This window comes from Metabacillus sp. YM-086 (genome assembly GCF_048059995.1).
GTDB lineage: Bacteria > Bacillota > Bacilli > Bacillales > Bacillaceae > Metabacillus > Metabacillus litoralis_B.
On record NZ_JBLUOI010000103.1, the window covers coordinates 1 to 13,838 of the forward strand.

16 protein-coding genes are annotated in these 13,838 nt (G+C 33.1%); all 16 read left to right on the forward strand.

Annotated features, from left to right (window positions below):
- Nucleotides 1-676 (forward strand): spore germination protein (locus ACEWK1_RS25015; RefSeq protein WP_416636758.1); only part of this gene is annotated, 676 nt, incomplete at its 5' end.
- A 4-nt stretch (nucleotides 677-680) separates the two neighbouring features.
- On the forward strand, nucleotides 681-1,814 hold the full coding sequence (locus ACEWK1_RS25020) for a GerAB/ArcD/ProY family transporter (RefSeq protein WP_416636759.1): 1,134 nt from the start codon (nucleotides 681-683) through the stop codon (nucleotides 1,812-1,814).
- Complete coding sequence (locus tag ACEWK1_RS25025; protein ID WP_416636760.1) at nucleotides 1,804-2,886, forward strand: Ger(x)C family spore germination protein; 1,083 nt, start codon at nucleotides 1,804-1,806, stop codon at nucleotides 2,884-2,886. The genes ACEWK1_RS25020 and ACEWK1_RS25025 overlap by 11 nt, the downstream gene beginning before the upstream one ends.
- A gap of 849 nt (nucleotides 2,887-3,735) precedes the next feature.
- A complete protein-coding gene (locus ACEWK1_RS25030; protein ID WP_416636761.1) occupies nucleotides 3,736-4,416 on the forward strand; it encodes a phosphatase PAP2 family protein in 681 nt (226 codons plus the stop codon).
- 199 nt (nucleotides 4,417-4,615) lie between these two features.
- Nucleotides 4,616-5,236 (forward strand): DedA family protein, encoded by a 621-nt coding sequence (locus tag ACEWK1_RS25035; RefSeq protein WP_416636762.1) that lies wholly within the window; start codon nucleotides 4,616-4,618, stop codon nucleotides 5,234-5,236.
- 21 nt (nucleotides 5,237-5,257) lie between these two features.
- Complete coding sequence (locus ACEWK1_RS25040) at nucleotides 5,258-6,073, forward strand: undecaprenyl-diphosphate phosphatase (RefSeq protein WP_416636771.1); 816 nt, start codon at nucleotides 5,258-5,260, stop codon at nucleotides 6,071-6,073.
- A 173-nt stretch (nucleotides 6,074-6,246) separates the two neighbouring features.
- Complete coding sequence (locus ACEWK1_RS25045; protein WP_152113285.1) at nucleotides 6,247-7,005, forward strand: ABC transporter ATP-binding protein; 759 nt, start codon at nucleotides 6,247-6,249, stop codon at nucleotides 7,003-7,005.
- Nucleotides 7,005-7,760: an ABC transporter permease gene (locus ACEWK1_RS25050; RefSeq protein WP_416636763.1), complete on the forward strand. Its 756-nt coding sequence runs from the start codon at nucleotides 7,005-7,007 to the stop codon at nucleotides 7,758-7,760. Before ACEWK1_RS25045 ends, ACEWK1_RS25050 begins: the two co-directional genes overlap by 1 nt.
- Nucleotide 7,761: 1 nt before the next feature.
- The gene (locus ACEWK1_RS25055; RefSeq protein ID WP_416636764.1) at nucleotides 7,762-8,304 is read left to right on the forward strand and encodes a hypothetical protein; all 543 of its coding nucleotides are present in this window, start codon (nucleotides 7,762-7,764) and stop codon (nucleotides 8,302-8,304) included.
- Between the two features lie 3 nt (nucleotides 8,305-8,307).
- Nucleotides 8,308-8,490: a Spo0E family sporulation regulatory protein-aspartic acid phosphatase gene (locus tag ACEWK1_RS25060; RefSeq protein WP_416636765.1), complete on the forward strand. Its 183-nt coding sequence runs from the start codon at nucleotides 8,308-8,310 to the stop codon at nucleotides 8,488-8,490.
- Nucleotides 8,491-8,621: 131 nt separating this feature from the next.
- Nucleotides 8,622-9,296 (forward strand): PepSY domain-containing protein, encoded by a 675-nt coding sequence (locus ACEWK1_RS25065; RefSeq protein WP_416636766.1) that lies wholly within the window; start codon nucleotides 8,622-8,624, stop codon nucleotides 9,294-9,296.
- Between the two features lie 184 nt (nucleotides 9,297-9,480).
- Complete coding sequence (locus tag ACEWK1_RS25070; protein WP_416636767.1) at nucleotides 9,481-10,155, forward strand: response regulator transcription factor; 675 nt, start codon at nucleotides 9,481-9,483, stop codon at nucleotides 10,153-10,155.
- Nucleotides 10,152-11,552 carry a HAMP domain-containing sensor histidine kinase gene (locus tag ACEWK1_RS25075; protein WP_416636768.1) on the forward strand — a complete coding sequence of 467 codons (1,401 nt, stop codon included), beginning with the start codon at nucleotides 10,152-10,154 and terminating at the stop codon, nucleotides 11,550-11,552. The genes ACEWK1_RS25070 and ACEWK1_RS25075 overlap by 4 nt, the downstream gene beginning before the upstream one ends.
- 165 nt (nucleotides 11,553-11,717) lie before the next feature.
- A complete protein-coding gene (lgt, locus tag ACEWK1_RS25080; RefSeq protein ID WP_416636769.1) occupies nucleotides 11,718-12,518 on the forward strand; it encodes a prolipoprotein diacylglyceryl transferase in 801 nt (266 codons plus the stop codon).
- A gap of 4 nt (nucleotides 12,519-12,522) precedes the next feature.
- Nucleotides 12,523-12,705, forward strand: coding sequence for a DUF202 domain-containing protein (locus ACEWK1_RS25085; protein ID WP_416636770.1), 183 nt, complete (start codon nucleotides 12,523-12,525; stop codon nucleotides 12,703-12,705).
- Nucleotides 12,706-12,971: 266 nt separating this feature from the next.
- A complete protein-coding gene (locus tag ACEWK1_RS25090) occupies nucleotides 12,972-13,376 on the forward strand; it encodes a CBO0543 family protein (RefSeq protein WP_416636772.1) in 405 nt (134 codons plus the stop codon).
- Nucleotides 13,377-13,838 lie beyond the last annotated feature (462 nt).

Here is a 13,838-nt window from a genome sequence, read left to right on the forward strand (position 1 = left end):
AGATCGCCCTGATTTTGTGGGACTCTCCTTATCAAAAGGGAAAATCGTTATTTTAGTTGACCAGAATCCATTTGCCATAATTGGTCCTAGTTCCTTTTTAGATTTCTTTCTAACTTCCGAGGATTATATTTTTAATACATGGACTGCCAATTTTCTTAGGGTCCTGAGGGTCTTTGGTTATTTCTCTTCGTTGCTACTAGTGCCAGTTTATGTTGCATTTACCACCCACCACTACGAAGGGTTTCCAATCGAAGTCTTATTTATTGTAATAGAAAGTAGGTCCGAAGTACCTTTCCCACCTGTAGGGGAAGCCTTTTTAATGTTGATAACTATGGAGTTTTTAAAAGAAGCAAGTAAGCGAATGCCAACAAAAACCGGAAATACACTTGGGGTTGTAGGAGGAATAATAATTGGAGATGCGGCTGTTCAAGCAGGATTAGCAAGTAACATATTAATTGTTTTAGTAGGAATTACAGCGGTTTCCTCTTTTTTAGTTCCGAATTATATCATGGGGTCATCAACAATAATATTAAGGTATTTACTCTTATTAATTGCCTATGCTTACGGTATGTTTGGTATCGTTGCTGCTTTTTGTGGTTTAGTTATATATCTGAACTCAAAAAGGTCTATCATGAAACCTTATATAATACCTAAAATGTTAACTAAGGATAGATAATAAAATGAGTTTTAAATTCTTATTTCAATCAATTCCATTTTTTCAATCACAGAGTAAAAATTCTTTTATAACCGGCTTTCAGTTGATTTTCATTGTAAATAGATTGCAGGTTAGTTATATTTTATTGTTATTACCAGCACAACTTATAAGTGGAGACAAATATTGGGTAATTATTATCGGTTTTCTTGTTTCACAATTGAACCTATTTTTTATCAGTCGGTGGTTAGAAAAAGGTGTAAATATGGGAGTTCCTAGTGGGATAGGGAAAATCGCTAAACTATTATCTTACCCCTTAGTACTAATAGGCGTCTCCTACTTGATATTAAAATTTTCCATCATTTTAATTGGTTATGCAAGGGTAGTTCAGTTATACCTCTTAAGAGAAGACCGAATGGTAAGTATCCTAATTATTTTATTTATTATAGTTGCATATTTAACTTATCAGGGTGTTGAAAACATCTCACGTTTTTCTGTCTTTTCTTTTCTATTTTCTGCTTGGATTGTCTTAATATATGTAGAACTCCTTTTCTCGCCCTCCATAACACACCGTGAATTTCTACCCATTTGGAATGGTTTTGAGAAAAAGGAGGATATTAATCATATTTTATTTATAATCTCCTGTTTTTCTGGACCAGAACTTATTTTACTCCTAAAGAAAAGGATAAGGCCAAATATTAATATATATAAATATTGCACTATAGGTAATTCATTATCATTATTGGAGTTTTCTTTTTTGTTTTATTTTTCCGTTGTTTTCTTCGGGCCAGATTATTTAAAAAAGATTGAATACCCTTTAGTAACAATGGCAAGGTACATAAATTCTCCATTTGTCGATCGGATTGAAATGTTTATTATTCCCTTTTTTATGTTTCCTTTGATTTTTTCTCTTTCATTAGTGAATTTATCATTATATAGAGGGCTTAAATTCATATTTAAGTTTAAAATGAATTACTTATCTTATTTTTTATTTAGTTTCATACTCTTATTTCTTTTGCTATTTATAGAAACTAAGTATTTGTCAGAAAATGATCAGTCAGAATTTTGGTTAAATATATATATATATTTTACTTCAGTAACCTACATAGTAGTTCCCTTGGCTTTATATCTCTTAAAAAGGATGGGGAAATATGAGAGTTGATAAATTTTTTAGTCTAACTTTAACAACTTTAATCATTATTTTTATTCTAACTGCTTGTAATGCAGGGGAAAATACTATTGAAGAGATAGCGCCATCAATTCTTTATTATTTCGAGAAGGGGGAAGATGAAAAATATAAGGTAACAACTATGGTACCCCCAGTAAAGCGTGAAAAGAGGGCTGTGCTAACCACTGAAGAATCACTTATCAAAGACATTAAAACTCAATTGAATTCTCAATATTTTAGGAACATTAAGGATGGACAATTAAGGGTAGTTTTTTTTAGTAAGGAAATTGCAGAAGATGTAGGACTAGAGGAAGTTACTACTGCACTATATATGGATACTGATATATCTGATCGAGTATATTTAGGTGTAGTTGATGGGGATTTCAAAAAATTAATAAATTCAAATTCTTCAGCAGACTATTTACTTTATAGACAACTAAAGCACAACCAAAATAAAGGAGAAATACAAGTAGTTGATCTGCACGAATTTCTAAGGGCTGTTCACTCTGATTATTCTGACCCATATTTGCCGTATTTCACTTTAGTTGATAATCAATTGCATTTTAAAGGTGTATCAGTTTTTAAAGACTATAAAATGGTTCATCAACTTACATTAGAAGAATCTAAGGTTTTCGATTTTCTTAATGGGAGAGTCAACTATCATGAAGTCTTTTCCTTCGAGAACTTGCACCTGAATTTAGGGTTGGTAAATTCGGATACAAACGTTCTATTGGATAGTAACCAAAAGCGAATAAAAATTAAGATGATGTTTAATGGTATAATAAATGAATATCAAGGAGAGAAGGACTTAACAAAAAAGGAGCACCAACTAGAACTCAAATGGGATATAAAAAATGAGATGAAAAAGTCAATGAATGCCTTAATAAAAACATTTCAAACAATGGGAGTTGATCCACTATATCTAGGTATATATTCGAAAGGTATTTTTTCTAAACCCTACGATGGAGATGATTGGAAGAAAGTTTGGCCAGAATACGATGTTGATTTAGAGATTGATCTAAACATCAAAGATTATGGTACTTACCAAAGAAGAGGAATATTTTAATTGAGTTAAGAAAAATATCCTCTTTTTCCCCCATTTAATTATTACTATAAGAGACAACTAAAATACGTTAGATAAAACCAATATCCTTAATGTTTGAAAGCACTTTTAAACACTTGTCACGTCTACACCAATTAAAGATTAAGATTACACAAATCCAAGGAAATGCTTGAACCTGAAATCTTCATCTTCACTTTTTGTCATAGTTTAACAAGTTCCTACATTCTTCAATAACATCCCCGGAATCATCTTTATTACTACTTTCATTGTTAAAAGGTATAAGAGATATCTTCGAGGTGGCCAAAACTATATAAAGTTGAGGATCTGGTCATTCCAAAATACAAAGCAAATGGAATAATTGTTAGTAATTTACCTAAAAAAGGCATTTGTGTTTGAGCGCTTCAATCAACACAAAATGTCTATGTCTTCTTTTATCTAAAGTATTTATTTTTAAATTACTTTCAATAACACATTCTGGCATGCTATGGGAGATGTCATTTTAATATAAGTTGTTGAGAGACTGCAAAGAAGTGTGCGAAAACATGGCGTCGTTTTGAATAGCAGGTGATGAACTTATTATTGTTTTGAAGGATATAGATAAAGAGGAATGTAGAAAAGCGGCGGAAAGAATAGTTAACGAAATGTCTGATTCATTCACATTGAAAGGAATGGAATCTAATGTACTGTATTTATTAAAGGAGATAAAACTCCTTTTTTTTGATTTAATAATAAATATACAACATTAAATTTTTTTAATCATTCAATCCTTAAATTTTCATTCTCTATTGTTACTCTTTATTATATGTATCCAGAATACCATTTTATTGATATATGAAAGTAGGAGTTAACTAAATGAAATTAAAATGGCATTTATTAAGTGCTTTTCTCATAGGCATTGTTTCACTAATCGGTTTTAGTTTTATAGCGATTCTAATTAGCGCACAGAAAATAGTTCGGTTTGATCAAACATTGATTTCCTTTGTTCGAGGTTTTGAATCACAAACACTGACTTCAATCATGAAGTTTTTTACATTTATCGGTTCGTTTCCTGTGGTATTAGTTTTATTTCTTATAGTGTCCTTTATTTTATATAGTGTATTGAGATCCCGGGCCGAAGTTCTTTTGTTAGGAACGGTTATTATAGGAACACAAGTGATAAATCAGGGTTTAAAAATGTTTTTTCATCGGGCTCGACCAGACTTCCATTTGTTGATTGATGTTGGTGGGTATAGTTTTCCAAGTGGACATGCAATGAGTGCCTTTGCTGTTTATGGAATCTTGACATTTATTTTTTGGAGGCATATTCCGAATCGCTTCGGGCGAACTACAATTGTTTTATTAAGCAGCATATTTATCCTCATAATTGGTATTAGCCGCATTTATCTGGGGGTACACTATCCGAGCGATATTATAGGTGGGTACTTTGCTAGTGCAGTATGGCTAACTGTTGCGATTTGGTTCTTCCAAAGGTATAAAGAGAAACAATATAAAAAAGTTGCTTATAGGAACAAACGTTTTGTTGGTTATTTATGAAAGGATAGCAAAGGATATTTAAGTACATTTTCCCGAATTATGGGCTAGAGAAGAACTTTACATTAAAAATTTTTAATCATTGTAACGTAAAGTTTTCATCCATATTTGGTACTTTAATAGTGACTTTTGATTTATTGGTTAGAAAGATTGGTAATATAACAACTTAGATGATCTTCCCATTAGTAAAGGAGAGGCTTTTATGGAAAATTGGATTACTGAAATAATGAATAGTTATGGGTACATGGGGATATTTCTCTTAATTATGTTGGAAAATATATTTCCTCCCATCCCATCAGAGGTCATCCTAACTTTTGGAGGTTTTATGACCACAACCACAAATATGAGTGTTCTAGGGGTAGTTGTTGCCTCGACTGCAGGTTCAGTGGCAGGTGCTGTTGTTCTATATGCTGTTGGAATGCTGATTAATGTAAATAGGCTTGAAAAAATCGTGGACAAATGGGGGCACTTTTTACGTCTTACCAGAAAAGATATTTATAAGGCGCAGTCATGGTTTGATCGGTATGGAGTTTGGACTGTTTTCTTTTGTAGATTTATCCCTCTAATTCGAAGTTTAATATCCATCCCAGCAGGTATGTCACGTATGAATTTTTGGTTATTTTTCCTACTTACTACAGTGGGAACAATGATTTGGAATATTGTTTTGATTAAAATGGGTGCTGCTGTTGGCTCATCATGGCATGATATTGTCAATTATATGAACATATATTCGAACATCGCCTATGCAATCTTGGCCGTGCTGTTCATTATTTTATTGCTTATTTATGTTAAAAAGAAAACAAAAAAGAACAGCAACGGATAGGAGTGCTTGTACGTGGATTCAATGAATATGATTGAACTATTAAAGTATTTATTTTTGGGATTAATTCAGGGGATAACGGAGCCAATTCCTGTATCGTCGAGTGGACATTTAGTTTTATTCGAGCATTTTTTCGGCTTACAAATTTCTGGATTAAGTTTTGAGGTGTTGGTCAATTTCGCCTCGTTACTTGCTGTTTTGTTCATTTACCGCTCTGATTTGATTCAATTAACAAAAAATAGTGTATCCTATTTAGTCGTTTCGAATAAAACTGAAAGTATGAAAAGGGACTTTTACTTTGTTCTTTATCTGATTATTGGTACCATACCTGCTGGAATTATTGGAGTCCTATTTCAGGACCAATTAGCAGCCATATTTAAAGGTGTAAGGGTTATTGGCTTCACTTTAATAATAACGGGTATTGCACTTTGGTTAATCCGAAATCTCAAGGGTAGTAAAGGTGATGGCGAACTAACTCTCAAGGATTCTATTATAATAGGGTTATCTCAGGCTGTGGCGTTAATACCGGGTATCAGTCGTTCAGGTGCAACCATTGTATCTTCTATGGCCTTAGGAACTAAACGTGAGACAGCACTTAAGTTTTCCTTTTTTCTCTATATACCTGTTAGTGTAGGTGGGATGATATTGTCGCTTTCCGATTTAATTCATGATCCAAGAATGGGAGAACTCTTTCTTCCCTATACACTAGCCTTTATTGCCTCTTTAGTTGCTTCCTATTTTTCATTAAAGTGGTTCATTAATATTATGCAAAAGGGAAAACTCGGTTACTTTTCAATCTATTGTTTTGTCGTTGGAATTGCAGTCATTATTTTAGGGTAAATAAATTCTTATATTTCTACTCCGCCTAAATAGTGGAGTTTTTTTATATGGTCAATTATGAAAAATTTTTCATTGAAATTTTAATTTGTATTTTTTAAACCTTCGGGAGAGATTCATAGTCATTATTTATATTAAATCTGTACTTAAAAAGTGGGTATTAAGGAGGGTTTGAAATGATTAAGGCAACAAACTTAACAAAACAATATGACAATGGTTTTGTGGCTGTTGATTCTTTGAATCTTCAAGTGAATAAAGGTGACATATACGGATTTTTAGGTCCAAATGGTGCAGGGAAAACGACGACCATCCGAATGTTAAATGGGTTAATAGAACCGAGTGATGGGTCAGTAACCATTGAAGGAAAAGAGGTAAAAAGTGAAAATGCATTAGTAAGCAAATTAATTGGGGTATTGCCAGAATCTCATGGTTACTATAATTGGATGACTGGAAGAGAATATTTAAAATTATTTGCTGAACTTTATGGCGTTGATAAGAAAAGGATCAAGTCGCGGGTTGAAGAGGTTCTTGAATGGGTAGGAATGGCCGGGAAAGCAGATATTCTAATCGGACAATATTCACGAGGGATGAGGCAAAGGATTGGTATTGCGAAAACTATTGTGCATGAGCCCTCTATTATATTTCTTGATGAGCCTACATTAGGTTTGGACCCACAAGGGCAAAAAGATATACAGTCGATTATTACAAGATTAAATCAAGAACAGAATGTTACTGTATTTATCACTTCACATTTATTAAAAGAAATCTCAGAAATTTGTAATCGTGTAGCCATTGTCAAACAAGGTAAACTGCTTGAAGAAGGGTATTTAGACGAATTAATAAAAGGCTATCGTTTAGTCTTAAGGAATGAGAATCCTACATTAGAGGATATATTCTTTAGTTTAACAACTGATGAAGTGGGGGGGAGCATCTAATGTCCAGTTTAATAAAAAAGGAAATAAGGGAACATGTCTTTTCCCGAAAAGGCGTTTGGATTTTCTTTGCCATTTCCATTCTATTCAGTGGTTTGACCTATAGTTTCATATCGGTGAAGGAACTAAGTTTACTTGCTCAAGTCGAAGTAAACATGACTTTTATGAAAGCGTTAATTGGTATCAGTATTTTAGTATCTATCATATTAGGATCAACAATGGTTTCTGGTGAAAGGGAGCAAGGAACTTTAGAAAGTCTTTTATTAACACCCTTATCCAAGGTGAAAATAATCCTTTCTAAAGTAGTGGGAATTTTGGTTTTTTGGTTGATTATTTCGGTTATATCTATCCCTTATTTCTATGCTTTGACATATGGAACGAATATGTTGCTTACGATTTTATCCTATTTATATCTAATCGGATTACCGCTAGTTATTAGTTTTTCATTGCTGTCATTAGCATTTTCTACATGGATATCGTCAAGTAAAAATGCAACCCTTTTGTCGATCGTCTTGTTTTTGGTGACCGCCATACCAATGTTTCTATCAACAACAATGAAAAAGTCAGGATTTGCACATTTAGTTGATTTATTGAGTCCAGTTTCTGCTAGTATGCTGACTTTAAAGGATTGGCTAGTAAATAAATTAAGTTTCTTCTCTATCTTTATGGATAGTTTACCTGTTTTGTGTTTTTTGGGTATATCAATCCTTTGCTTATTCTATGCAAGTAAAAAAATGGACTTTTTAGGAGGGGAGTAATTTGTTAAAAAAGGCAGGAATCGTTCTGGCGATACTTCTGGGATTTGTAGTTACTGGGCAAAATGCATTTGCTATGGAGCAACCTAATGTTGAGGTTAAAGTAATCTCTCCTAATCAGGTTAAAGATTATCCGGGGAAAGAGACAACAGTTAAAGCACAAATTACGAATCATACCAACCAATCTATAAAAGATCTAGTCGTCTATATTACAATGGCTGATATGGGCAAAAAATGGACGGTAAATTTAGAAGACTATAGTGCAGATAAACCGGAACAAGTAAAGGAATTAAAACCGGGCGAAACAAAGGAAATTTCACTTCCCATTCGTTTTGTGTATACCAGCAATTACTATCTATATGTAACGGCCGCTAGTGCTCATAGTTTAGATATCTATTCAAGTAATGGAATTCCTATCGAAATTATGGGTAATACAAAGATTAATCCGACGATTATACAAGTTGTATCAATAGGAACCCCGCTTATTATCTTGATTTTTGTAGTATTGAATTTTACAAAAAATAGAAGGAAGAGTGTTAAGGAATAATATATGGTTCTGGAAAAAGACTTAATTTTACTAAAACAGGATATTGAAAAAATGGTGGCAGAAAAACAACAAGAGTTAAATAATGTAGTGTTGAAATATGGGTTAAGAAGTAAAGAGGCTCTGTATACAAGCCAAGAACTGGACATAATGATCAATCAAGTAATGAAGGAAAAAGCACTCACATGATAAAGGTATTAGAAAATGAAAATTTTTTCACGCAAAGGTTAATTTAATTTTAAATTCATTTCAGACTTACTTCATGGTAGAGGATTAAGATAAGGATGTACCACAGTTCATAATATGAGGAGGAAGAAAAAATGAAGAAAAAATTTATCGTACCAGCATTGGCAGCAGCAATAGTAGGAGGAGGAGTAGCAGGCTCTCTATTAAACACTTCAGCATTTGCATCAAGTAATGATAGTAATGGTAATAAGGTAGAAGTAACAGATAAGCAGGAGCAGCAGCAATTGGCGAAAGAAGCAACCATCACTAAGGATGAAGCCATTTCAGCCGCACTAAAAGAGGTTGCAGGAAAAGCAGTGGACACTGAACTTGAAGATGAAGATGGAACAGTTGTTTATGGTGTAGAAGTTACTGATGAACAAGGAAAGAAACAGGATGTAAAAGTTGATGCCAAAACAGGTAAGGTTCTAAAAGTGGAGGCTGATGATGAAGAAGAAAACGAAAAAGGAGAGAAGGAAGAAAAAGAAGATAAAGATGGTGAAGTTTCCGATCAACAAGAGCAACAACTATTAGAAAAAGAAGCAAAAATTACGGCTGAAGAAAGTACAACTATTGCACTAAAAGAAGTAAAAGGCCAAGTAACGGATACTGAACTTGAAGATGAAGACGGAACAGTTGTTTATGGTGTTGAAATAACAGACGACCAAGGAAAAAAACATGATGTAAAAGTAGACGCCAAAACAGGTAAGGTCTTAAAGGTTGATGTGGATGATGAAAATGATTCCGAAAGTGACAGTGAACAAGAATAATTCAGTAAATTCAAATAGGGTCCTACTTGCTTGTGCAAGTAGGGCTTATTCATTATATATGAGCCACTTCAATTAAATGCATTTTGTATCATAACTTTACTTTTTGGTTTAAGATAATAGTGTCATTTTAATCAAGTTATGAAAGTAATGCAAAATAGATAAAGTAACATTTGGAGGTCATGAATTGGATATTTTAGTGATTGAAGATGAAGAAGCATTATCAGAATTTATAGTCCTTGAGTTAACGCATGAAGGATACAATGTAACGGCTGCTTTTGACGGGAGAGAGGGGCTTGAACTTGCATTAGAAAGAAATTGGGATGTGATTCTTTTAGATTTAATGCTGCCAAAGTTAAACGGAATTGAAGTATGCCGAAGATTAAAGGCAGTAAAGGATATTCCGATTATTATGATAACGGCAAGAGATAGCGTAATGGACCGGGTATTAGGGCTGGATAGTGGCGCTGATGATTATATCCCGAAACCATTTGCGATTGAAGAATTACTAGCGAGAATTAGAGTCATTATGAGAAGAGAAGAAAAACGTAATGATTTGCCTTCCCTACTTTTGTCATTCAAAGATTTAGAATTAAATATTGAATCAAGGTTATTAAAAAAAGGCGAACAATTGATAGAATTAACGAAAAAGGAATATGACTTATTGTTTATGTTTATGAAAAATATTAATCGTGTCTTAACAAGGGAGGTTCTCCTAGAAAATATTTGGGGTTATGATGCGGAAATTGAAACAAATGTCGTTGATGTTTATGTAAGACATCTTAGAAATAAATTAGATTCTGTAGATAAGGAAAGTTATATTCAAACGATGAGAGGGATGGGGTACGTGATGAGAGAATGAGAAACGTTAAAGAGTTCATTCCAAAAAGCATCAATATTAAATGGAAATTAACTTTATGGGCTGCCCTTTTAATGCTTTTTTTATTTTTTTCTTATAATATTTTGCAGTATTTTGTCATTCAGAACTGGGTAGTTAATCAAGAAAAACAAACCATTCAAAAAAAGATGGAAGAAGTAACCGCGTACATTCAAGATTCAAATTTTAAGGGGAATGTTTCGGGAAGTGAACACTATTTAGACGTTCTGAATGAAAAATATCAACTGATAAGGATTGTGAAGGAAAACAATTCTCCGCTATTTACGATATCAGACGAGGTACCACAAGGTTGGGTATCTCCGAAAAATGTAACAAAAGAGGAACTGGTGGAATTTTCTCCAAAAGGAGATCGTTTGTTGATATTTAGGAAGCCAATCGAAGTAAATGGTTTTAAAGGAACAGTAGAAATAGTTCGCAACTTAGAAAACTTTGATAGTTTGATTAATCAAATATTTATGTTGGTTATCGTCGCGGGACTGGTTGCTATTCTCCTTAGTTTAATCGGCGGCAGACTTATTTCCTTTCAACTACTAAAGCCAATTAATTCAATGATAAGAACAATGAAAAGAATAAAAGAGAATGGGCTAAAAGAAAGGGTTCTAATTAACAAGCAACGAGATGAAATGACAGAGTTAGGAATTATGTTTAATGAATTAATGGATAACTTAGAGAAGTCATTTCAGCAGCAACAACAATTTGTAGAAGATGCCTCTCATGAATTAAAAACACCGTTGTCCATCATACATGGACATCTATCGCTTATCAATCGTTGGGGGAAGGACAATCCAAAAGTTTTGGAGCGCTCAATGGATTTAACTTTAAATGAAACCAACAGACTTATTCACCTAGTTTCGGAATTATTGACTCTCTCAAGAGCAGAAGAATCCACTACAAATATGAACTCATTGGAAGAAGTCAAAATGAAGGAGATTATGGAAGATATTGTTGAAAACTTTCAAACAATAAATAATGATTTTAAAATATCCTCCACTATAGATGTTGACACGGATTTTACTATAAAAATACTGAAGAGCCACCTTGAACAAATCATGATCATTTTATTGGACAATGCCACAAAATATTCAACAGATGAAAAGGTCATACAGATTAATGTAAGAAATACAGACAAGGAATTGACAATTGAGGTAAAAGATTATGGAATGGGTATCCCGAAAGAAGAATTACCTTTTGTGCTCAATCGCTTTTATCGTGTGGATAAAGCAAGAAGTAGGAAACATGGTGGGAATGGGCTAGGACTATCGATCGCAAAAAGGATACTGGATATTTATCAAGGAACTTTAGAAATTGATAGTGTGTATGGGAAATGGACGAAGGTTCAGATTACTATTCCATTAGATTAATAAGAAGTAATCCTCCTTGTTATATCAATTCTATACAAGAAAATGGGAATTTTGTATTTTAACGTGAACGGATTTTATATAATGGGGAACGGAAAATTTCAAATTCTTCTAGATAATTATTGTGTTACTATAGAGGATAGAAAAAATAATTGTGGGGAGGTAAATATGACTGATAATGTACAACCGTTAAACCCAATTGCGCTTGAACTCGGCCCAATATCCGTTCATTGGTACGGTATTATCATTGCCTGTGGCATTATACTGGGGTTATGGATAGCGACACGAGAGGCTGATCGTTTGGGATGGGATAAGGAGATTATAATTGATTTTATTATGATTGCCGCACCAGTTGCAATCATTTGTGCACGAATTTATTATGTAGCATTTGAGTGGGAGCATTATTCACAATATCCGTCTCAAATTATTGCCATATGGCAAGGTGGAATTGCCATACACGGTGCATTGATTGGTGCCGTTTTAACCGCAATCATTTATACAAGAAAGAAAAATATTTCTTTTTGGAAACTTGCTGATATTGTTGCGCCAAGTTTGATTCTTGGACAAGCAATTGGTCGATGGGGAAATTTTATGAACCAAGAGGCGCACGGTGGGGAAACAACAAGAGCATTTTTGGAAAGCCTCCATCTACCCAATTTTATTATCAATCAAATGTTTATTGATGGAACTTATTATGTACCGACCTTTCTTTATGAATCTTCATGGGACCTATTAGGATTTGTTATTTTGTTCTTTGTACTTAGAAGGTTAAAGTTGAAGAATGGCGAATTATTCTTAAGTTATCTTGTTTGGTATTCCATCGGAAGATTTTACGTTGAAGGTTTACGGACCGATAGTTTAATGCTGACATCACAACTACGTATTGCCCAAGTGGTTTCTTTGGTATTAATTGGAATTGGTGTAATCGTATTTGTGTATCGAAGACTCAAGATACGTACTTCAGGGTGATGATATGAGTACAAAGCAAAAAGGTGAGCAGGAACAAAAGTCCTTAATAAATGAAAATAATCAATTAAAGTATGCTCAACAGCATCATTTAGAGAATGAAAGAACATATTTGACATGGATAAGAACCGTAGTTTCAATTGTTGGGATAGGTTTTTTGACAACAAGTAGTATTTTATTATTAGGGTGAGAAGGAAACCGAAAATTTTGATACAAATCTTGTGAGACGCTATGAATACTATTTATTTTTGGAATAAACCTGTGTCTCAATAGTATTACCCTATCAAGAATGTGAAGTGGTACATTATGGCTAACGAGACAGGAATGTTAAATATTTGAATCAAAAGTTGGAAAGGATAAGAAAAATATATTGTAGATTGTGGGGCTACAACAATGCTTTTTCTTATCCTAACGATTTTAGTATTTAACTTAATTTTCATACTTATACCGAAACAAATGTCAGGAATCGAAATCTTAACGACAATCCTATTCTCTACATTCCTTCAAATAATGACAGACACATTTTTTGACTTGAAATATGATTTGTATGGATATTTTAACAAAGGAGTGGATTGGGGTGGGATGCTTTATATTTTAGGTATCTTTCCTGCGGTAAATACGGTGTATTTAAATTTTTTTCCCTATAAAAAAGAACTAAAAGATAAATTACTGTATGTCTTTTATTGGACTGTAATTTCTGTTGTTTTTGAAGACTTATTTTTGTGGAGTGGGACATTTTATTATAATGGTTGGAAACTATGGTATTCGGCTATTATTTATCCTTTCTTATATTTTATATTAGTTTTATTTCACAAGTATGCGTGTTATCTACTTAAACGAAATAACGAGTTAAAAGGTTGATTTTTTAACAGATTGCTTTAAAAGAAATTAAATTACAATTACAAAATTGTTTCTTAAACGCTATAAAGAAAACGATTTTGCTATGATACTCTAATTTACTTAATGTCCTTAGTATAACATATATAGTTGTATTTACGGCTATCTCTGCAATTCTCTCGGTTTTTTATCAAGGGCTTTTGGTGCAAAAGTGTTTCGAGAAGTAAGTCAGTTATTCTTCAGGATCCTTTATTATCCTATTTTATTGGACTTATCTTTTCCTTAGTGTCTGGAATCTTTGAAGATTCATTATTTGATTTAGTTGGTGAAACTGAAGAACTAAAACATACTGGGATTGGTATTGGTATACAAGGAATTTGTGAGGGAATGTGAAAAGTTTCAAACAAATATGTTGAATTAAAATAAAGTTTGCAGAATTAGAAAAAAGTCTGCTTAAAAAGAAAAAAGTTTGCACAAAGCCTCGTG

Excerpts from the sequence above, each read along its gene's own strand:
- ACEWK1_RS25060 (WP_416636765.1), top strand. The coding sequence starts at position 8,308 with ATGGTTCTGGAAAAAGACTTAATTTTACTAAAACAGGATATTGAAAAA.
- ACEWK1_RS25085 (WP_416636770.1), top strand. The coding sequence starts at position 12,523 with ATGAGTACAAAGCAAAAAGGTGAGCAGGAACAAAAGTCCTTAATAAAT.
- ACEWK1_RS25040 (WP_416636771.1), top strand. The coding sequence starts at position 5,258 with ATGAATATGATTGAACTATTAAAGTATTTATTTTTGGGATTAATTCAG.
- ACEWK1_RS25020 (WP_416636759.1), top strand. The coding sequence starts at position 681 with ATGAGTTTTAAATTCTTATTTCAATCAATTCCATTTTTTCAATCACAG.
- ACEWK1_RS25025 (WP_416636760.1), top strand. The coding sequence starts at position 1,804 with ATGAGAGTTGATAAATTTTTTAGTCTAACTTTAACAACTTTAATCATT.
- ACEWK1_RS25030 (WP_416636761.1), top strand. The coding sequence starts at position 3,736 with ATGAAATTAAAATGGCATTTATTAAGTGCTTTTCTCATAGGCATTGTT.
- ACEWK1_RS25065 (WP_416636766.1), top strand. The coding sequence starts at position 8,622 with ATGAAGAAAAAATTTATCGTACCAGCATTGGCAGCAGCAATAGTAGGA.
- ACEWK1_RS25090 (WP_416636772.1), top strand. The coding sequence starts at position 12,972 with ATGTCAGGAATCGAAATCTTAACGACAATCCTATTCTCTACATTCCTT.
- ACEWK1_RS25050 (WP_416636763.1), top strand. The coding sequence starts at position 7,005 with ATGTCCAGTTTAATAAAAAAGGAAATAAGGGAACATGTCTTTTCCCGA.
- ACEWK1_RS25045 (WP_152113285.1), top strand. The coding sequence starts at position 6,247 with ATGATTAAGGCAACAAACTTAACAAAACAATATGACAATGGTTTTGTG.
- ACEWK1_RS25075 (WP_416636768.1), top strand. The coding sequence starts at position 10,152 with ATGAGAAACGTTAAAGAGTTCATTCCAAAAAGCATCAATATTAAATGG.
- ACEWK1_RS25035 (WP_416636762.1), top strand. The coding sequence starts at position 4,616 with ATGGAAAATTGGATTACTGAAATAATGAATAGTTATGGGTACATGGGG.
- lgt (WP_416636769.1), top strand. The coding sequence starts at position 11,718 with ATGACTGATAATGTACAACCGTTAAACCCAATTGCGCTTGAACTCGGC.